This window comes from Stenotrophomonas maltophilia (assembly GCF_025642255.1).
Taxonomy (GTDB): domain Bacteria; phylum Pseudomonadota; class Gammaproteobacteria; order Xanthomonadales; family Xanthomonadaceae; genus Stenotrophomonas; species Stenotrophomonas maltophilia_P.
Genome location: NZ_CP106759.1, coordinates 1786931 through 1806365, shown reverse-complemented (window position 1 = coordinate 1806365; position 19435 = coordinate 1786931). Strand labels below are relative to the sequence as shown.

At 67.0% G+C, this 19435-nt stretch carries 14 protein-coding genes; 6 read left to right on the top strand and 8 right to left on the bottom strand.

The genetic code is table 11. The features are described from left to right. Window positions 1-40: 40 nt before the first annotated feature. Window positions 41-1429 carry a D-2-hydroxyglutarate dehydrogenase gene (locus N8888_RS08415; protein WP_193396330.1) on the bottom strand — a complete coding sequence of 463 codons (1389 nt, stop codon included), beginning with the start codon at window positions 1427-1429 and terminating at the stop codon, window positions 41-43. 171 nt (window positions 1430-1600) lie between these two features. On the opposite strand from N8888_RS08415, the gene serA reads away from it, so the two are divergent. Continuing rightward, window positions 1601-2842 carry a phosphoglycerate dehydrogenase gene (serA, locus tag N8888_RS08410; protein WP_111186471.1) on the top strand — a complete coding sequence of 414 codons (1242 nt, stop codon included), beginning with the start codon at window positions 1601-1603 and terminating at the stop codon, window positions 2840-2842. A gap of 94 nt (window positions 2843-2936) precedes the next feature. Here serA and N8888_RS08405 read toward each other — a convergent pair whose 3' ends face one another. Continuing rightward, on the bottom strand, window positions 2937-3551 hold the full coding sequence (locus N8888_RS08405; protein WP_081279755.1) for an NUDIX hydrolase: 615 nt from the start codon (window positions 3549-3551) through the stop codon (window positions 2937-2939). A 131-nt stretch (window positions 3552-3682) separates the two neighbouring features. Here N8888_RS08405 and N8888_RS08400 point away from each other — a divergent pair, with 131 nt between their 5' ends. The 5 genes from N8888_RS08400 to mtnC all read left to right on the top strand — a co-directional run bounded on the left by N8888_RS08400 (window position 3683) and on the right by mtnC (window position 9200). Next, window positions 3683-5158 (top strand): amino acid permease, encoded by a 1476-nt coding sequence (locus N8888_RS08400; RefSeq protein WP_053519499.1) that lies wholly within the window; start codon window positions 3683-3685, stop codon window positions 5156-5158. Window positions 5159-5249: 91 nt separating this feature from the next. Further along, window positions 5250-6677: an amino acid permease gene (locus tag N8888_RS08395; RefSeq protein ID WP_197571283.1), complete on the top strand. Its 1428-nt coding sequence runs from the start codon at window positions 5250-5252 to the stop codon at window positions 6675-6677. A gap of 546 nt (window positions 6678-7223) precedes the next feature. After that, a complete protein-coding gene (locus N8888_RS08390) occupies window positions 7224-7865 on the top strand; it encodes a methylthioribulose 1-phosphate dehydratase (RefSeq protein WP_053516701.1) in 642 nt (213 codons plus the stop codon). 78 nt (window positions 7866-7943) lie between these two features. After that, complete coding sequence (locus N8888_RS08385) at window positions 7944-8501, top strand: 1,2-dihydroxy-3-keto-5-methylthiopentene dioxygenase (RefSeq protein ID WP_053516703.1); 558 nt, start codon at window positions 7944-7946, stop codon at window positions 8499-8501. 3 nt (window positions 8502-8504) lie between these two features. Next, window positions 8505-9200: an acireductone synthase gene (gene mtnC, locus N8888_RS08380; protein WP_053516704.1), complete on the top strand. Its 696-nt coding sequence runs from the start codon at window positions 8505-8507 to the stop codon at window positions 9198-9200. Between the two features lie 71 nt (window positions 9201-9271). Here the strand turns inward: mtnC and N8888_RS08375 are convergent, their stop codons facing one another. From N8888_RS08375 to N8888_RS08350, 6 genes are all read right to left on the bottom strand, one after another. Continuing rightward, a complete protein-coding gene (locus N8888_RS08375; protein WP_430542977.1) occupies window positions 9272-11968 on the bottom strand; it encodes a beta-mannosidase in 2697 nt (898 codons plus the stop codon). A gap of 22 nt (window positions 11969-11990) precedes the next feature. After that, on the bottom strand, window positions 11991-13217 hold the full coding sequence (locus N8888_RS08370; protein ID WP_263178074.1) for an AGE family epimerase/isomerase: 1227 nt from the start codon (window positions 13215-13217) through the stop codon (window positions 11991-11993). Then, window positions 13214-14209: a carbohydrate kinase family protein gene (locus tag N8888_RS08365; RefSeq protein ID WP_053516706.1), complete on the bottom strand. Its 996-nt coding sequence runs from the start codon at window positions 14207-14209 to the stop codon at window positions 13214-13216. The genes N8888_RS08370 and N8888_RS08365 overlap by 4 nt, the downstream gene beginning before the upstream one ends. A gap of 7 nt (window positions 14210-14216) precedes the next feature. Next, window positions 14217-15530, bottom strand: coding sequence for an L-fucose:H+ symporter permease (gene fucP, locus N8888_RS08360; RefSeq protein ID WP_053516708.1), 1314 nt, complete (start codon window positions 15528-15530; stop codon window positions 14217-14219). 59 nt (window positions 15531-15589) lie between these two features. After that, window positions 15590-16642 carry a LacI family DNA-binding transcriptional regulator gene (locus N8888_RS08355; protein ID WP_053516709.1) on the bottom strand — a complete coding sequence of 351 codons (1053 nt, stop codon included), beginning with the start codon at window positions 16640-16642 and terminating at the stop codon, window positions 15590-15592. Window positions 16643-16738: 96 nt separating this feature from the next. Then, complete coding sequence (locus N8888_RS08350) at window positions 16739-19204, bottom strand: GH92 family glycosyl hydrolase (protein WP_193396326.1); 2466 nt, start codon at window positions 19202-19204, stop codon at window positions 16739-16741. Between the last annotated feature and the right edge of the window lie 231 nt (window positions 19205-19435).

Genomic DNA, 19435 nt, shown 5'->3' with positions numbered 1-19435 from the left:
ATGGGAGGAGCGTAACGGGTGCGTGAAGGGTTTGCCCAGATCAGGCGTCGAACAGCTTGCCCGGGTTCAGCCGCCCTTCGGGATCGAACGCGCGCTTGACCGCCTTCATCAACGCGATTTCCGCCGACCCGCGCGTGCTGTCCAGGTAACCCTTCTTGACCAGGCCGATCCCGTGTTCGGCCGAAATGCTGCCATCGAAACGCGCCAGCACCTGCGCCAGCAGCTTGGTCACCTGCTCGCACTGGGCAAGGAACTCGGCGTCGCTGGTGTCGTCCGGCTTCAGCACGTTGATGTGCAGGTTGCCGTCGCCGATATGGCCGAACCAGACCACATCGAAGTGTGGATAAGCCTGGCCGATCAGCGCCTGGGTCTCGGCCAGGAATGCCGGCATCGCCGAGATACGCACCGAGACGTCATTCTTGTAGGGCTTGTAGCGCGCCAGTGATTCGGTGATGCCCTCCCGCAGGCGCCACAGCTGGGCCGCCTGTGCGTCGCTGGCGCTGATCACGCCGTCGCTGACCCAGCCGTTGCCCATGCAGTCCTCGAAGGCCGCCATGGCCGCGGCTTCCTGTGCCTCGTCATTGGCAGCGAACTCGGTCACGACATAGTACGGATGCACTTCGTCGAACGGCGCCTGCGCACCATGTGCCAGCACGTGTTCCAGCGCCCGGTCGGTGAAGAACTCGAACGCCTGCAGCTGCAGGCGCGCACGGAAGGCGGCGAATACCTGCATCAGCACCTCGAAGCTGGGCAACGCCAGCAGCATCACGTTGCTGGCCGGCGGGGGATCGGTCAGCTTCACCGTCGCCTCGACGATCACGCCCAGCGTGCCTTCTGAACCGATCAGCAGCTGGCGGAAGTCGTAGCCGCTGGAGTTCTTGATCAGGCCCTTGTTCAACTCCAGCAGCTCGCCGCTGGCAGTGACCACCTTCAACCCGGCGATCCATTCACGGGTGTTGCCGTACCGGATCACGCGGATGCCGCCGGCATTGGTGGCGATGTTGCCGCCGATCGAACACGACCCGCGTGCGGCGAAGTCGACCGGATAGATCAATCCATGCTCCAGCGCGGCGTTGTGCAGCGCTTCGAGCGGCATGCCGGCCTGTACCACCAGGGTCCGGTCGACCGCGTCGTAGGCCAGGGCCTTGTTCATCCGTTCCAGGCTCAGCACCAGTTCGCCGTGGGCGGCTACCGCGCCGCCGGACAGCCCGGTACGGCCGCCGGAGGGCACGACCGCAACCGCTTCGGCCGCGCTCCAGCGCATCACCGCCTGCACCTCCTCGACCGTGGCCGGCAGCGCGATCGCCAGCGGCGCCGGCGTCCAGCGCCGGGTCCAGTCGCGACCGTAATGCTCCAGGTCGGATGGGTCGGTCTTCAGCTTCAGGCCGGGACAGGCCTGCAGCAGCGAGGCAATGCGGGAATCGGTCATGTCGGTCCAGCGCGGTGCGTGACGAACGGGCAAGCGTGCCAGTGGCACGCGCCAGCGTCCAGCCCCGCAGTGCCGCACAGATAGCTACCGATGCAACCAATTGCGCACTGCACCATGGGCGGTCCGATCTGGCATAGTGGTCAGCCCCTGTCCCACTGGCCGTGTTGCCCCATGTCGCCGAAGAAGACCTCGTTCCCGAAGCAGGATATCCGCGTGCTGTTGCTGGAGGGGGTCAGCCAGACCGCCGTGGAGGTGTTCAGCGCCGCCGGCTACAGCCAGATCGAGGCACACACCAAGGCGCTGCCCGAGGACGAACTGAAGGCGCGCATCGCCGAGGCGCATATCGTCGGCATCCGTTCGCGCACCCAGCTCAGCGCCGAGGTGCTGGCCGAGGCCAAGCGCCTGATCGCGGTGGGCTGCTTCTGCATCGGCACCAACCAGGTCGATCTGGACGCGGCCGAGCTGGCCGGCATCCCGGTGTTCAACGCGCCCTATTCCAACACCCGCAGCGTGGCCGAACTGGTGATCGCCGAGGCGATCATGCTGACCCGTGGCATCCCGCAGAAGAACGCTGAATGCCACCGCGGCGGCTGGTCGAAGTCCGCCAGCGGCAGCCATGAGGTACGGGGCAAGACGCTGGGCATCATCGGCTACGGCCACATCGGCACCCAGGTCGGCGTGCTGGCCGAATCGCTGGGCATGCAGGTGATCTTCCACGACGTGGAAACCAAGCTGGCGCTGGGCAATGCGCGTGCCGCGGCCAGCCTGGACGACCTGCTGGCACGTGCCGACATCGTTACCCTGCACGTGCCGGAGACCCCGGCCACGCAGTGGATGATCGGCAGCACCGAGCTGGCGAAGATGCGCAAGGGCGCGCACCTGATCAATGCGGCGCGCGGCACCGTGGTCGACATCGATGCGCTGGACGCAGCGCTGGCCAGCGGCCATGTCGGTGGGGCTGCACTGGATGTGTTCCCGGTGGAGCCGAAGGGCAACGGCGACATCTTCGAATCACCGCTGACCCGCCACGACAACGTGATCCTGACCCCGCATGTCGGCGGCAGCACGCTGGAAGCGCAGGACAACATCGGCGTGGAAGTCGCCGCCAAGCTAGTGCGCTACAGCGACAACGGCAGCACCCTGTCGGCGGTCAACTTCCCGGAAGTGACCCTGCCCGAACACGAAGACAGCCTGCGCCTGCTGCACATCCACCAGAACGTGCCGGGCGTGCTGTCCAAGGTCAACGAGATCTTCTCGCGCCACAACGTCAACATCGACGGCCAGTTCCTGCGCACGGACCCGAAGGTGGGTTACGTGGTGATCGACATCACCGCCAGCGAGGAGCAGGCCACCGCGGTGCGCGAAGAACTGGCAGCCATTCCGGGCACGTTGCGCACCCGCATCCTGTATTGATTGAAGGTTCGCCAGGCACGGCCCGGCACTGTCCACACGATCACGGTAGCGCCGGGCCATGCCCGGCGGCCCGCGCATGAGGTGGACGTCCCCGTCAGCGCGCCAACCACCGGCGCGCCATGCGCTGCATCGATTCGTCCGATTCCGGGTCGGCCGCGACTTCGGTCACCGGCCGCCAGGCCAGGTCCAGCGATTCCTCGCTGAGCACGAAGTCCTCGCCCCCCAGCGCCCGGATCACGAAGCGCACGTCGTAGTGCCAATGCCCCGGCACGTCCCCGCGTTCGGGGATCCAGTGCTTGTCCAGGTCGAAGATCGCCGGATCGTCCAGCACCAGCCCGGACAGCCCCGACTCCTCCTCTGCCTCCTTCAGCGCCACCCGGGCCAGGTCGCGGTCGCCGTCGGCGTGGCCGCCCAGCTGCAGCCAGCGCTGCAGCTTGCGGTGGTGGGTCAGCAGCAGGCGCTGGCCATCGGCGCTGACCAGCCAGCAGCTCGCGGTGAAGTGGCCGGCCAACCGCTCGCGCCGGAACGGATCTTCCGGATCGTCCAGCAATGTGCCGAATTCGGCAGCCAGGGCGTCGTGGGCGGGCTCGAGGCGCGCATGGTCCCGCAGCAGACTGCGCAGGCGATCATCAAGCGCGGCAAGGGTTTCGGCGGTGTGGCTCATGAATGGGGGTGGTTCGGAAAAATACTGTTCATTATCGCCGCTCATTGTTGCGATTGCGCTTGTGCGTTGGCTTCAGCTTTGGCTAAGGTACAGCGGGCCGTTCGCGCGGCCTTCACCATTCAGGGCTGCCGGCAACGTATCGACGGCCCCCAAACCGATCATTAGGGAAGTACTGCATGCTGAAAGCTCTGTTGAGGGTCAAGCCGGTGCAACCGGCCGGGCACGTCGATGCCGGCGAACCCATCGAAGGCAGCCTGGACGGCGAAGCCACGCTGAAACGGACCCTCACGGCGAAACACCTGATCCTGCTTGGCGTAGGGGCGGTGATCGGTGCAGGCATCTTCGTACTGACCGGTCAGGCCGCGGCCAACCACGCCGGCCCGGCAGTGATGCTCTCGTTCGTCTTCGCCGGCATCGCCTGCGCACTCGCCGGCCTGTGCTACGCCGAGTTCGCCGCGATGATGCCGGTATCGGGCAGCGCCTACTCCTACTCCTACGCCACGCTCGGCGAGGGCATGGCCTGGTTCATCGGCTGGTGTCTGGTACTGGAGTACCTGTTCGCCTCGGCCTCGGTCGCGGTGGGCTGGTCGGCCTACCTGATCAGTTTCATCACCACCACGCTGCACATGCCGTTCCCTGACGCACTCAGTGCGGCACCGATCGCATGGACCGGCAGCGAGTTCATCTCTTCCGGCAAGCTGTTCAACCTGCCGGCGGTCCTGATCGTCGCTGCGGTCTCGGGCCTGCTGTATGTCGGCGTGACCCAGTCGGCCTTCGTCAACGCCATCATCGTGGCCATCAAGGTCACCGTGATCTGCCTGTTCATCGGCTTCGGCGCCGCCCACATCGATCCGGCCAACTGGCAGCCCTTCATTCCGGAAAACACCGGCGTATCCGGCGAGTTCGGCTGGAGCGGCGTGTTCCGTGCCGCCACCATCGTGTTCTTCGCCTATATCGGCTTCGACGCGGTTTCCACCGCAGCCGGCGAAACCAAGGACCCGCAGCGCAACATGCCGATCGGCCTGCTCGGGTCGCTGGCCGTGTGCACCCTCGTCTACATCATCGTCTGCGCCGTGCTGACCGGCATGATGCCGTATCACCTGCTGGGCACCGACAAGCCCGTGGCCACCGCGCTGGAGCCCTATGCCAGCCTGTCCTGGCTGAAGACCGCAGTCGAGATCGGCGCCATCGCCGGCCTGTCCTCGGTGGTGCTGGTAATGATGATGGGCCAGACCCGCATCGCCTACACGATCTCCCGCGACGGCCTGCTGCCGAAGTTCTTCGGCAAGGTCCATGCCCGCTTCCGCACCCCGTACTGGGCCACGATCGTGGTCGGTGTGATCGCTGCGGCACTGGCCGGCCTGATGCCGCTGAACGTGCTGGGCGAACTGGTCTCGATGGGTACCCTGCTGGCGTTCGCGACCGTATGCATCGGCGTGCTGGTTCTGCGCTATACCCGTCCGGAGCTGCATCGTCCGTTCCGCGTCCCGGTGGTGTGGATCATCTGCCCGCTGGGCGCGGCGGCCTGCCTGTTCCTGTTCTGGCAGGCCTTCGTGGTGCACTGGCATCTGTTCGTCGGCTGGACGGTGCTGGGCCTGCTGATCTACTTCGGCTACGGCATGCGCAACAGCAAGCTGGCCAAGTCCGCCTGAACCTGCGGGCCGGCCCTGCGCCGGCCCGTCTGCTCCTGCCAGTGTTTCCGCCCGCGCGCCCACCCGGCGCGCATCGACAAGATCCCCACACATGTTCAAGCAACTCTGGGCCACCAAGCACCCGCATGCCGCCCATGAAGACGCCAATGGCCTGAGCCTGCGCCGCCACCTCGGACCCTGGGGGTTGACCGCCCTGGGCATCGGCGCAGTGATCGGCGGCGGCATCTTCGTCATCACCGGACAGGCCGCAGCCAACCATGCCGGCCCGGCCATCATGCTGTCCTTCGTGCTGGCCGCCATCTGCTGCGCGTTCTGCGCCATGGCCTACGCCGAGTTCGCCTCGATGGTGCCGGTCTCGGGCAGCGCCTATACCTATACCTATGCCACCTTCGGCGAGCTCTCGGCCTGGTTCATCGGCTGGATGCTGGTGCTGGAGTACGGCGTGTCCGCCTCGGCAGTGGCGGTCAGCTGGACCGGCTACTTCCTGAGCCTGCTCAGTCACTTCGACATCCACCTGCCGGCCGCACTGGTGAGCGCACCGCTGGACGGGCAGCTGCGCCCGACCGGCGCGATCGCCAACCTGCCGGCGGCCATCCTGGTGCTGCTGCTGACCTGGCTGTGCTACGTGGGCATCAGCAAGTCCTCGGCCATGAACATGGCCATGGTGGTGCTCAAGACCGGCCTGATCGTGCTGGTGATCGTGGTTGGCTGGAAGTACGTCGATCCGGCCAACTGGACCCCGTTCATTCCGGAGAATCAGGGGCCCGGCAAGTACGGCATGGAGGGCGTGCTGCGTGGCGCTGCCATGGTGTTCTTCGCCTATATCGGTTTCGAGGCGGTCTCGGTGGCGGCCCAGGAGTCACACCGTCCGCAGCGCGACATGCCGATCGGCATGATGCTCTCGCTGGTGGTCTGCACGGTGCTGTACATCGCCATGGCGGCCGTCATGACCGGCCTGGTGCCGTACACCCTGCTCGGCACCGATGAGCCGGTGGTCACCGCCGTCGCGGCGCATCCCCAGCTGGGCTGGCTGCGGGTGGTGGTGGAAATCGGGGCACTGGTCGGCCTTTCTTCGGTCGTACTGGTGATGGTGATCGCGCAGCCGCGCATCTTCATGATCATGGGTCGCGATGGCCTGCTGCCGCCCGTGTTCACCCGGATCCATCCGAAGTACCGCACTCCGCATATCAATACGGTCATCACCGGAATCGGCATCGCCCTGCTGGCTGCGCTGTTCCCGCTGGACGTGCTCGGCGAACTGACCTCGATGGGCACGCTGATCGCCTTCGCGGCGGTGTGTGCGGGCGTGCTGATCCTGCGCCGCACCCAACCGGACCTGCCGCGCCCGTTCCGCATGCCGATGGCGTGGCTGATCTGCAGCCTGGGCGTGCTCAGCTGCCTGGCGCTGCTGTCGGCGATGACCATGCACAACTGGATGCTGATGGGCGTGTGGACGTTCTTCGGGTTCGTGATCTATTTCTGCTACGGCTTCCGGCACAGCCGCCTGCGGGGTAAGTAAGAGGATTGCAGGGCCTGCGGCCCTGCACCCGCCGTTGAAGCCGGAGCAACGGCAAGAGCGGGTGTGTTGGTTTGGCGGGGAGGCATGGGTACGCGGGGGACGCCGCAAGTACGTCCATGTAGGCTTGGCAGCCGCATCCCTGCGGCTGACACCCCCGCGCACCCATGCCTCCCCACCCCTGGCAGTCTCCCGGCGCGTCTGGTTGGTCCACGTCATGCGTGGATGAATTCGTCCAGGGAATGAATTTTCGTAGGTCGATGAATCCTCTGTAGAGCGGAGCCATGCTCCGCTCCGAGCAAGCGCAGCGAAGCGACCCGCTTTTCGCTTTTCCTTCTTCACTCCGTGGCTGACGCGCACGGAACCTGTCCGTGGCCGGGCGGGTGGGCTGTGCAGGGATGTCCGCGGCAGGGATGCCGCGGCCAAGCCCCCAAGGATGGGTTTGGCGTCCTCTGCACAGCCCACCCGCCCGGCCAAAGCAAGAAATCCCGCCCGGCGAGACAGCCACGAGGGGCTCAGCCGTTGGCCGAATCCAGTAAAATCGCCCGCATGAACGCCGCCCCCCTCCCCTACGACACCGCGCGCCTGAGCGAGCTCGCCCAGCTGCTGATCGACAACGTCCGCGAACTGGCCCAGGCCGGCTGGACCCCGGCCACCAGCAGCAACTTCTCCCATCGGCTCGACGACCGCCATGCGGCAATCACCGTCTCCGGCAAGGACAAGGGGCGGTTGATCGAGGACGACATCATGGTCGTCGACTTCGATGGCCAGGCCGTCGGCCGTCCCCTGCGCCCGTCCGCCGAGACGCTGCTGCACACGCAGCTGTACCGGCGTTTCCCGGAAGTCGGCTGCGTCCTGCACACGCATTCGCCGGTGCAGACCGTCGCCTCGCGCCTGTATGCACCGCAGGGGCACATCCGCCTGGAAGGCTATGAGCTGCTGAAAGCCTTTGCCGGCAACAGCACGCACGAGATGGCCATCGACGTTCCGGTGTTCGCCAACACCCAGGACATGAACGTGCTGTCGGCCCAGGTCGAGGATCTGCTGGACCGCCAGACGCTGTGGGGCTACCTGATCGATGGCCACGGCCTGTACGCCTGGGGCCGCGACATGGCCGAAGCGCGCCGCCACCTTGAGGCATTCGAGTTCCTGCTGCACTGCGAACTGGAACTGCGCAGGCTGCGTGGCTGAGCAGATTCCAAACCGCAATCTGCGCCCGCCCGCCACCCTGCTACCCTGTCCTCCCCCCGAGACGTTCAAGCTGCCGCCATGAGCCGACTGCGCATCTACGACGACACCCGCCCCGAATCCCCGCTGCTGGACAGCCAGGACGGCGCCATCATCGCTGCCGAGCTGCAGAAGATCGGCGTGACCTTCGAGCGCTGGCAGGCCACCGCACCGGTCGCGCCGGGCGCCAGCCAGGACGAGGTGTTCGCCGCTTACCGCGCCGACATCGATCGCCTGGTCGCCGAACGCGGCTTCAAGAGCGTGGATGTGGCGTCGATCGCGCCGGACAATCCCAACCGCGCCGAGCTGCGCAGGAAGTTCCTCGACGAGCACTTCCACAAGGAAGACGAAGTGCGCTTCTTCGTTGCCGGCTCGGGGCTGTTCACCCTGCACGTGGGTGACAAGGTCTACGAGATCGAATGCGTGAAGGACGACCTGATCGCCGTGCCCGACGGCACCACGCACTGGTTCGACATGGGCGAGGAGCCGAGTTTCGTGGCCATCCGCTTCTTCACCGAGCCGGATGGCTGGGTCGGCCACTTCACCGGCACCGACATCGCGCAGAAATTCCCCCGTTACGTTCCGACCCAGGCATCCTGATCCATGCAGCCCCGCGTCATCCTGACCGACATCGAAGGCACCACCAGCAGCATCTCGTTCGTCAAGAACGTGCTGTTCCCCTATGCGCGCCAGGCGCTGCCCGGCTTCGTGGCCGAGCATGGCCAGCGACCGGACGTGCGCCGCTGGCTGGATACGGTGGCCAGCGAAATCGGCGGCGCCTGCCAGGACAGCGTGGTCGCCGAGACCCTGCAGGGCTGGATCGACCAGGACCGCAAGCACACGGCGCTGAAGGCGCTGCAGGGCCTGATCTGGGACGCCGGCTATCGCCGTGGCGACTACACCGCGCACTTCTATCCGGAAGTGGCGCCGGTGCTGAAGGGATGGCATGCCTCGGGCCTGCCGCTGTACGTCTACTCCTCCGGTTCGGTGCCGGCGCAGAAGCTGTTTTTCGGTTTCAGCGACGCGGGCGATCTCAGCCCGCTGGTGTCAGGCTGGTTCGACACCGAGATCGGCGGCAAGCGTGAGGCCGACAGTTACCGCCGCATCGTCCAGTCCATCGGCGTGCCGGCAGGCGAGATCCTGTTCCTGTCCGACGTGGTGGAAGAGCTTGATGCCGCGCGCGAGGCGGGTCTGCAGACCCGCCTGCTGGACCGTCTGGACGACTACCCGATGCCGCGCGTCGGCGACGCCGCCCACGGTCACGAGCGGGTCGAGAACTTCCAGCAGATCCAGCTGTAACACGATCCCTTTCTGGTCGCTGCCAACCCGGGTTGGCACCGGCCCAGGCCAGGTACCGCCGACGGCGCCCCTCAACGATCGTTGAGGCTGCGCACCTCCAGCGCCTCGCGCAGCGTGGCCAGATCCACCGGGCCGCGCACGCTGATGTCGCGGCTCTCTCCCGGCAGCAGATCGAGCAGGTTGTCCTCCAGTTGCACCTCCAGGGCACCGAAGTCCACCCATGCCGCGCGCACGAATGCCCTGCTCTGCAGCCGCAGCCGGTAGTGGTCCCCCTCGACGTCCAGCGTGGCCCTGAGCGCCTGGCGGGGCAGCACCTGATCCTTGGCCTCGACGAATCCCACGACCTGACGTGCAGTCGTCTTCCCTCCCTGCAGCACCTCGAACACGGCAATCGTGCGCTTCGGATCGGCACCCGCCAGCAGTTCGGCATCACTGAAATCGCCGACCGCCGTCACGCCCGCGGCCGCCAGGGTCACCGCCTGCTCGCGACGACGTAGCACTTTGCCGTCGACATCCATCACCCGCAGCCGCCAGCGCGCCTCGCCGGCGTCGCCATCGTTGAGCAGACGCACGCGTGTCGTGCCCTCGTCACGCAGCGCCGCCACGGCAACGGGAGCGAAGAAGCGCCGCGCCTGGTAGTGCAGCGCCTTCCAGCGCCCGAAGTAGTCCACACTCGACCAGGACGCACCCGGCCATACGTCATTGAGCTGCCAGTAGAGCGAGCCCATCGTGTAGGGGCGTGAGGCGCGATGGTGCAGCGCTGCCAGAGCGATGCCATCGGCCTGCATCACCTGGCTGAGATACACGAAGTCCCCGAAATCCTTCGGCGTACCGTAACCCCGCTCGATATAGTGCAGCAGACGGCTGTTGCCCTCGCCCGCCATGAATTTCTGGTGCGCGCGGATCACCGGGCTGTCGATCCGCTGCTCGGCGCGGGTTGCGATCTGGTCCACCGTAGCCACGGCCGGCCACGCCTGCAGGCCGTACTCGGACATGAAGCGCGGCGTCTCGCGCAGATAGGCCTGCACCGGCAACGCCGGATTGCCCCACACCTGCCAGTAGTGCTTGTCGCCACGGGTGGAGTCGTTGGCCTTCTCGTCGAGGTCGTTGCTGGGCGAACTGGACCAGTACGGCACCCCCAGCCCTTCTTCGCGGACCACCGCACGCAGGTCATTGCCGAACAGGTCCACATAGCCCTGCCAGACCTTTGCGGCGAAGACCGGATCTGCGGCCTTCAGGTCGCGGCCATGGCCCCAGTCCTTCCACGCGGTTTCCTCTTCGTTGTTGCCACACCACAACACGATGCTGGGGTGATGGCGCAGGCGGCGCACGTTGTCGCGCGCTTCGGCAACCACGCTGGCGCGGAATGCCGGGTCGTAGCCGGGCTGCATGCCGCCGCCGAACATGAAGTCCTGCCAGACCAGCAGGCCCAGTTCATCGGCAATATCGAAGAACACATCGTTTTCGTAGTAGCCGCCGCCCCAGTTGCGCAGCATGTTCATGTTGGCGTCGCGCGCGGCGGTCAGCACCTGGCGCACGCGCGCGGGATCCACATGGGCCGGGAACGCGTCGAAGGGAATCACGTTCGCGCCCTTGGCGAAGACCGGCACGCCGTTGATCACGAATGCGAAGCCCTGGCCGCCGTCAGCGTCCTTGTCGCGGCGCAGTTCGACCGTGCGCAGGCCGATGCGCTGCTCGCGCGCGAGCGACCCGCTATCGCCGCCGTCCAGGCGGACCGCCACCACGTAGCGATCCTGTGCCCCGTAGCCGACCGGCCACCAGCGGCGCGGCTGGGCAAGCGCCACCGGCAGCTCCACCGTATTCGCTCCCGGGGCCACTGCAACCTGCCGCTGCACCCGCGCGACACTGCGCATCTCCGGATCGAACACCTCCACATCGACGGCCGCGGTACCCGCGGCAGCGTCCTGTTCCACCTGCAGCACGACCGCAAGCTTCGCCTGCTGCGCGTCCAGCATGTCGGTGCGTACGGCCACATCGCCGAGGCGGCGCTCCCCCCAGGACTCCAGGTCGATGCCACGCCAGACCCCGGCGGTGACATAGCGCGGACCCCAGTCCCAGCCGAAATGGTAGGCCGGCTTGCGCGCGAAATTACCGACCATCGCATCCTTCGGCTCGTCACCGTAGGGCGAAGGATAATTGCCAGCAATCCTGTGCGGCATCGCCCGGACAGCGGGCAGCAGCGTGCGGATCGGCGAACGGAACACGATCTGCAGCGTGTTGCCCGTCGCCTTCAGGCGGCCGTCCACGCGCACGCGCCAGCTGCGGTGAGCGTTGTCGGCGCGCAGCAGCGGCCTGCCGTTGAGGGTGACTTCCGCGTACGTATCCAGACCGTCAAAGCGCAGTTCCGCGTTCGGCCTGGCCAGGGTCGCGGCGTCCACATCAAAGCGTGCACGGTATTCCCATGCCGCCAGGCCGATCCACTGCAGCTCGGCCTCGGCGGCGCCGACGTAAGGATCACGGATCAGTTCATGCGCCAACAGGTCGGTGTGGATGCTGCCCGGCACCTGCGCGCTGCGCCATTGCTGCAGGCCGGGATGCGCCGCGCCCTGCGCGTCGCCCGGCAGCATGCGGAACTCCCAGCTTGCCTGTAACGGAGCGGCCGCTGCCGGGAATACGAGAGTGGCAATCCACAACAGGGCCAGAGAGGCGAATGGGCAAACGGCACGGAAAGGGCGATGCACGGGCGGGACTCCTGTTGTGTCCGCCGGGCATGGCCCGGCGCTACCGATCATGCTTCCGCCGGGCATGGCCCGGCGCTACCGATCATGCTCAACGCACGACGTTCAGCACTTCGTAGCAGGCACCCATGGTGTGGTAATCCACCTTGCCTGCGGGGCTCTTTTCATCGCTGTACTTGCGGTTGTCTGCATCGAGAATGCGGAACCAGGCGCCGTAGCGGTGATCGACAAAGTGCTCCCAGGAATAGGCCCAGATGCGGTCGTACCACTGCCAGTAGCGGTCATCACCGGTGCGCGCAGCCATCAGCGCAGCGGTTGCCAGGGTTTCGGCCTGTACCCAGAAGTACTTGTCGTCGTCGCAGACGAAGCTGTCGCCGCCGATCGGCGCGCCGTCCATGCCCGGCTGCCGCCGTGACTCCGGCGCGAAACCGTAGTACAGGCCACCACGGGCCTCGTCCCAGCTGCGCTCCACGGCCACGTCGAACAGATGACGCGCCGTCGGCACCAGCCAGTCGGCCTGCACGTGCCGATCCAGGATCAGCAGCAGTTTGGCCCACTCCGTCTGGTGGCCCGGCTGGAAACCCCAGGGACGGAACAGATGCTTGGGGTCGTCCAGGTTGTAGTTCCAGTCGATCTCCCAGTTGGAATCGTAGTGCTCCCATACCGGGCCACCGGCCTTGGCTGCCTGGCGACGGGTCATGTTGTCGGCCAGCTGCAGGGCACGTTCCACATAGCGCTGTTCGCCACTGGCCTCGAACGCAGCCAGCATGGCCTCGCACATGTGCATGTTGGCGTTCTGTCCACGGTAACCGGTGAAGTTCCACTGGCCGTCCGCCTCGTCCCGGTACAGACCGTGCTGCGGCTCCCAGAAGCGCGCCTCCAGCAGCTGCCAGGTCTCATCCATCCACGCGCGGGCCTGCTCGATGCCGGCCTTCAACGCGCAGCTGTAGGCCAGCAGGACGAACGCCACGCCATAGCAGTGATTCATGTCGTCCTCGACCTGGCCATCGCGCAGGGTCCAGGCATAGCCACCGGTGGCCGGATTGCGGTGCACCTCACGCAGATAGCGCACGCCATGCTCGACGGCCTCGCGGTACTCGGCCTTGCCGAACTCGCGATAGGCCATCGCGTAGTTGAAGACGAAACGGGTGCTGCTTACCAGATGGCGATGGCTGGCATCGTAGACGCTGCCGTCGTCACGGAAATAATGGAAGAAACCACCGGCCGGATCGATGCAGCGCGGATGATAGAACGCCAGGGTATCGGCGATATGCGCGCGCAGGAACGCGGGCGAACGGAAGTCGGGCGAGGTGCTCATGCGGTAATGTCCTGTGCCTGCAGCAGCTGCTGCACTTCGTCGAGCGAGGGCATCGCGGCGAACGCGCCCTTGCGGGTAACGGCCAGCGCGCCGACCGCGGCACCGAAGCGCAGCGTGGCGTCGATGGCCTGCGGGTCCCGGCAGAACGCGCTGAATCCCGCGCCTGCGCCACCCCGCTCCAGCAGTCCCACCAGCACGCCTCCCACGAAGGCATCACCGGCTGCGGTGGTATCGACAGCGGCGACCTGGAAGCTGGTCACCGTGCCCTGCGCCTGGCGGGTGTACCAGCGCAGCGTGGCCGCACCATCGGTCACGATCACCCAGCGAGCCTGCGCCGCCAGCAGCCGCTGCAGCACCGCGTCCTCGCCGCCGTCGCCCAGGGGCGCCGCCAGGTAGTCCAGTTCTTCGCGCGACAGCTTGACCAGGTCCGCGCGTTCGAGCGCCTGCCACAGGCGCGGCGACGGATCGACATCGGCCGGCCACAGCGCCGGCCGCAGGTTGAGGTCGAGACTGACCACAGCCCCGGCAGCGCGCGCGCGCTCCATGCCCGCGAAGGTTGCGTCCGCGATGGCCGCCTCGGTCAGGCTGTTGGAGCAGACGTGGAAGCACTGCGCACTGTCGAAGCAGGCGGCCTGGAAATCACTGTCGCGGAACAGCAGATCGGCCGCCGGCGGACGGTAGAAGCTGAAGCTGCGCTCCCCCTCTGCATCGAGAGCGACGAACGCCAGCGCGGTCTTGGCGGCATCGGTGCGGACGATGTAGTCGGTACCGACACCGTGCTCGGCCAGGCTTTCGGCCAGGAAGTCGCCGAACATGTCGCGGCCCAGCATGCCGACGAACTGCGTCTTCGCGCCCAGCCGCGCGGCAGCCACCGCGACGTTGGCCGGTGCCCCGCCGGCGTATTGCAGGAACGCGCGCGGCGTGTCCGCATTGGCCGGCGGCTGCGCCAGTAGATCGATCAAAATTTCGCCGAAGCAGACAATCGCACCCATTCCGGACTCAGCCTCCCTGCGTTGCGGAGGCCGGCGTACGTGCGCCGACCAGTCCGTAGAAAATGATGTAGACGTAGCACAGCAGCGGCAGGATGAAGCTGGCCTGCACCCCGATGTGGTCGGCCAGCACACCCTGCAGGTACGGCACCACGGCGCCGCCGACGATGGCCATGATCAGCAGGCTCGAGCCCTTGTTGGTCAGCGGCCCCAGGCGCTCGATGCTGAGCGCGAAGATGGTGGGGAACATGATCGAGTTGAACAGGCCGATCGCCACCACCGAGTACAGCGCGACACTGCCGGCGCTGGCCATGGTCAGCGCCAGCAGGCCGACGTTGACCAGTGCGAAGATCGCCAGCAGGCGGCTCGGCGAGAAGCGTGCCAGCAGCGCCGAGCCGGCAAAGCGGCCGACCATCGCCATCGTCCAGTAGGCGGAAACGTAGTGTGTGGCCTCCTGCTCGCTGAATCCGCCGATGTCGGGCATCGACAGGTAGTTCACCAGGAAGCTGCCGATCGACACTTCCGCACCGACATAGAAGAAGATGCCAAGCACGCCCAGCAGCAGATGACGCTGGCGCAGCGCATCCAGATAGCTGTGGTGATGCCCCTGGTCGGCCTGTTCGGTCGCATCGCTCAGCGCCGGCAGGCGGAACAGGAACACGAACAACGCCAGCAGCACCAGCGCCACCGCGAGGCCCACATACGGGCCCTGCACGGCCTGCGCCTCGGCAGCACGATAGGCCAGCTGTTCGGCGGCCGGCATCGCCGCCATTTCATCGGCGCTCTTGACCGTATTGGAGAGAATCAGCATGCCGCCGAAGATCGGCGCGATTGCCGTACCCAGCGAGTTCAACGCCTGCGCCAGGGTCAGCCGGCTGGAGCTGGTCTGCTCCGGGCCCAGCAGCGCCACATAGGGATTGGCCGCCACCTGCAGCACGGTGATGCCGGTGGCGAGCACGAACAATGCACCCAGGAAGGCGCCGTAGATCCGCAGTTCGGCCGCCGGCCAGAAGCCCAGCGCGCCCACACCTGCAATCAGCAGGCCGGCCACGATGCCCTTCTTGTAGCCGAGAGCCGCGACCAGGCGGCCAGCGGGCAGCGACATCAGGAAGTACGTACCGAAGAAGGTGAACTGCACCAGCATCGCCCGCGCGTAGTTCAGCTCGAACACCGCCTTCAGGTGTGGAATCAGGATGTCGTTGAGGCAGGTCAGGAAGCCCCACATGAAGAAGATGGTGGTCACCACGGCCAGGGCCTTGCCGTTGGTGACGGCCGGTGCGTTGCCCGGGGAACCCGACGGACGGGGCGTTGCTGAGATCGGCATGCGGAACGCGCCTCGTTGCGCGGAATCGTTGTTGCGTGGAAGGAGTAACGGCAGTGAAATCAGGTCGGCCGGGCGGCACTGCTTTCGCGGATCCGCAGCTGCACCGGAGCCACCGTGCGCCGTGGCGGCGCATCCGGTTCGTCCAGGCGCTGCAGCAGCAGTGCCGCCGCCTGCCGGCCACGCTCGCGCGGGTCGGCGGTCAGCGTCGTCAACGGTGGCACCGCCACCGAAGCCTCGGAAATATCGTCGAAGCCGGTGACAGCGAAATCGCCGCCCGGCCGGATGCCGCGCGAGTTCAGGCCCAGCATCAGCCCCAGCGCGACGGTGTCGTTGTAGCAGACCGCTGCGCTCGGCCGATGGCCATCGGCGAACAGTTCGTCGGTGCGTGCAGCCGCCTCCAGCCGGTTCGGCGCCGATTCGATCATCCAGCCGGGTGGCAGCGACAGTCCAGCCTCAGCCAGCGCCTGCTGGAAGCCGGCACGGCGCTGGTGGCAGGAACTGGACGCCGCGTGGCCGCCGAAGAAGGCGATATGGCGATGGCCGCGCTCGATCAGGTGGCGGGTGGCCAGATAGGCCCCATGCTGGTTGTCCAGCGTCAGGAAGTCCCAATCGGCCCCGTCCAGCTCACGGTTGAACAGCAGGACGTTGGCATTGGCTCCCAGTGCCTGGCGCAGCTGCGTGGCATCGCTGCCTTCGGCCGGCGACAGGATCAGCCCCGCCGGGGTGTGTTCCATCAGCGTGGACAGCACCGCCTGCTGGCGTTCCGGCGATTCGCCGGTGCTGCCCAGCAGGGTCACGTAGCCACGCCCACCCAGCGCCTCGTCGACGCCGGAGGCGAATTCGGCGAAGAATGGATTGGACAGGTCGTTGATCACCAGTGCGATGCTGGAGGACGTGCGCCGCCGCAGGTTGGCTGCTGCGCGGTTGTAGACATAGCGCTGGCGCCGCAGCTCGGCCTCGACCTTGGCCCGGGTATCGACGTTGACCAGCGGGCTGCCGCGCAGCACCAGCGACACGGTCGCCCGCGACACGCCGATGGCGCGCGCGATGTCGGTCACCGTCACTGCCTTGCCGGCGCGTTTGCTGGAAGTGCTGCTGCCGTTGTCGTTCATCGTATTCCCGGGCTCCGCTGAGGGCTCAAGCCTAATGGATCGCGGCCGTCTCGTGCCGTGCCGTTCGCTGGGTCGCCGCGAACGGCACAGCCCCGATCAACGCAGCTGGCTGCCAGGTGCCGCGCACCAGGACACCGGCAGATCCTTCACCGCCGTGCCCCACCCCTGGGTCGGCGCCTGCGCGTCGAGGGCGAAGTGCAGGCGCGGGCCCTGCTGCAGGCGCTCCCAGTCCAGCCAGACCGGGGCATGCGCCTGGCCATCGACCTGCACGCCCTGCACGTACTGCAGGCGGCGGCCGTCCGCCCCCGGGGCATTGATGCGCAGGGTGCGGCCATTGCCCATGTCGACCTCGACCCGGGCAAAGCGCGGCGTATGCAGCAGGAACTGGCCACTGCCCGGTACTGCCGGGTACATGCCGATCGCACTGAACAGGTACCACGCCGACATCGTTCCAAGATCGTCGTTGCCGGTCACGCCATTGGGCGCATTGGTGAACAGCTGCTGCGCGGCCCGCACCACCGCGGCGGTCTTCCACGGCTGGCCGATCAGGGTGTAGAGCCACGGCGCGTGCAGATCGGGTTCGTTGTTCGGGTTGTAGCGGAACTGGTTGTAGTAGCTGTAGGGTCCGACCACCCATTCGCGCCGCGCGGCATTGAGCGGGTCGGCCTGCAGTGCATCCATCGCGAAGAAGGCATCGAGCCGGCGCCCGGCCTGCTCACGACCGTCCATCGCCTCGACCAGCCCCGGCATGTCCTGCTGCGCCAGCCACTGGTACTGCCACGCGGTGCCTTCATGGAAGCCGTGGTGGGAACGGGGGCTGTAGTGCCCGTCGGCCGGGGTGTACCACTGCCCATCCTCGGTGCGAGGCCGCGGGAAGCCGCTGAAGCCGGTCTCGGCGTCGCGGACCTGCGGGTCCCACACCTTGCGCCAGTTGCGGCCGCGCTCTCGCAGCGTCGCCGCATCCCGGGCGTGACCCAGGCCATCGGCCATCTGCGAAAGCGCGCAGTCGGCCAGTGCATATTCCAGAGTGGCCGAGCCGCCGTGATGCGGATCGACGTCCATGCCCTTGGACGGGAACGCACGGTCGTAGACCACGTAGCCCTTGTCCAGATAGGTCGGATTGCCCGACCGGCCCGCATGACGGGAATTCAACGGCGGGGTGCCGAACGCATTGCGGCGCAGCGCATCCCACGCCTGCGATTCACGGCCCTTGAACGCACCGAAACGCCACAGGTCGACCATGAACGGGGTCACCGGATCGCCGGTCATGATGTTCGTCTCAAAGTTGGCGTAACCCCAGCGTGGCAGCCAGCCCCCCTGCTCGTCGATCGCCAGCAGCGTGCGGCCGATGTCACGCGCCACATCGGGGCGGGTCAGCGCCAGCCATTGGTTCTGCGCACGGTAGGTATCCCATAGCGAGAAGTACTCGTAGTAGGTCCAGCCATCCGCGCGATGGATGCCATCGTCGTAGCCGCGGTAGCGGCCGTCGGCATCGCTGCCGGTCAGCGGCTGCAGCAGCGCGTGGTAGGCGGCGCTGTAGAACACCGTGCGGTCATCAGCACTGCCGCCCTGCACGCGCACCCGGCCCAGCTCCTCGCGCCACGCCTGCTGCGACAGCGCGCGCATGCGGTCGAAGCCCATCAGCGCTCCGCCCTGCATGCCCTCGGTGCGCAGGTTGGTGCGCGCGCCTTCGGCATCGACATGCGAAATCGCGCTCACCGCCGTGACCGACTGCCCCTTGGCCAGGTCGAAGCTCAACCAGGCACCGTTCGGCTTCTGCTCGCCTTCCATGCTGTGGCGCGCCCCCGGCAGGCCACCGGCCTCGCCCCAGGTCCCATGCGCCTTGAACGGGCGATCGAACTCGATGCGGAACCACGTCGTGTACTGGTGGCCACCGCAGAAACTCTTGGTGACCAGCTTGCCCTCGACCACGCGGTCGCCGACCACGTCGATCACGCTGCCGATCACCGAATGGCGTTCATTCGCCTGGCCGACATTTACCAGCACGTGGCCATCGCCGCTTCGCTGGCTGAAGGTGTAGCGCTCGGCGGCGGCACGGGTGCGCGCGGTCGCCTCGGCATCGATGCCACCGTAGCTGGTCAGGCGCACCTTGTAGTAGCCGGCCTGGCCGATTTCGCCGTCATGCGTGTACGACGCGGCATAGGTCTTGTGGTTGAAGCTCTTGGCGTCGGCGGTGTCGAAATCGCCACCGGGACCGATGCTGCCGGTCACGGGCAGGACCGAGACCTGGCCGCCCTGCTCCCAGCACCCGGCACCGGACAGGAAGGAGTGGCCGAAGCCACGGATCTTCTCGTCGTCGTAGCGCCACCCCGAATAGTGGCTGCCGATGGGGCTGACCTGGATCAGGCCGAAGGGTGCCGAGGCGCCCGGGAACGTATTGCCATCGTCCTTGCTGCCGATGAAGGTGTTCACCTCGCGCTCGAGTGCGGCCGGGGCGGCCTGCAGCAGCACCGGCGACATCGCCAGTGCGAGCAGCCAGGCCAATCGCGTCAACGGGCGCGGCGTCGAGGGGACAGCGGGAGCGGACGGCACTGGGCGCATGTCGGGTTCCTGTGGTCGATGGTGCGGTGGCAGACGGCTGGAGCCTGCAACGCCTTCCGCTGAGCGCTGCCTGCCGGCAGCCTGCTCCCCGTGGAATGGCGCGAGACCCGCGCAACCGTGAATTTAGATCGATTCAAGTAGAGCATGGCGATTCGCGCCAATGCATTCTGCGCCGCAGCATACGTCCCGCCGCGCGGCCTCTTGGCCGGCCTGCCGGGGAATCGCGCGAGA

Excerpts from the sequence above, each read along its gene's own strand:
- N8888_RS08415 (WP_193396330.1), bottom strand. The coding sequence starts at position 1,429 with ATGACCGATTCCCGCATTGCCTCGCTGCTGCAGGCCTGTCCCGGCCTG.
- serA (WP_111186471.1), top strand. The coding sequence starts at position 1,601 with ATGTCGCCGAAGAAGACCTCGTTCCCGAAGCAGGATATCCGCGTGCTG.
- N8888_RS08405 (WP_081279755.1), bottom strand. The coding sequence starts at position 3,551 with ATGAGCGGCGATAATGAACAGTATTTTTCCGAACCACCCCCATTCATG.
- N8888_RS08400 (WP_053519499.1), top strand. The coding sequence starts at position 3,683 with ATGCTGAAAGCTCTGTTGAGGGTCAAGCCGGTGCAACCGGCCGGGCAC.
- N8888_RS08395 (WP_197571283.1), top strand. The coding sequence starts at position 5,250 with ATGTTCAAGCAACTCTGGGCCACCAAGCACCCGCATGCCGCCCATGAA.
- N8888_RS08390 (WP_053516701.1), top strand. The coding sequence starts at position 7,224 with ATGAACGCCGCCCCCCTCCCCTACGACACCGCGCGCCTGAGCGAGCTC.
- N8888_RS08385 (WP_053516703.1), top strand. The coding sequence starts at position 7,944 with ATGAGCCGACTGCGCATCTACGACGACACCCGCCCCGAATCCCCGCTG.
- mtnC (WP_053516704.1), top strand. The coding sequence starts at position 8,505 with ATGCAGCCCCGCGTCATCCTGACCGACATCGAAGGCACCACCAGCAGC.
- N8888_RS08375 (WP_430542977.1), bottom strand. The coding sequence starts at position 11,968 with ATGCCCGGCGGAAGCATGATCGGTAGCGCCGGGCCATGCCCGGCGGAC.
- N8888_RS08370 (WP_263178074.1), bottom strand. The coding sequence starts at position 13,217 with ATGAGCACCTCGCCCGACTTCCGTTCGCCCGCGTTCCTGCGCGCGCAT.
- N8888_RS08365 (WP_053516706.1), bottom strand. The coding sequence starts at position 14,209 with ATGGGTGCGATTGTCTGCTTCGGCGAAATTTTGATCGATCTACTGGCG.
- fucP (WP_053516708.1), bottom strand. The coding sequence starts at position 15,530 with ATGCCGATCTCAGCAACGCCCCGTCCGTCGGGTTCCCCGGGCAACGCA.
- N8888_RS08355 (WP_053516709.1), bottom strand. The coding sequence starts at position 16,642 with ATGAACGACAACGGCAGCAGCACTTCCAGCAAACGCGCCGGCAAGGCA.
- N8888_RS08350 (WP_193396326.1), bottom strand. The coding sequence starts at position 19,204 with ATGCGCCCAGTGCCGTCCGCTCCCGCTGTCCCCTCGACGCCGCGCCCG.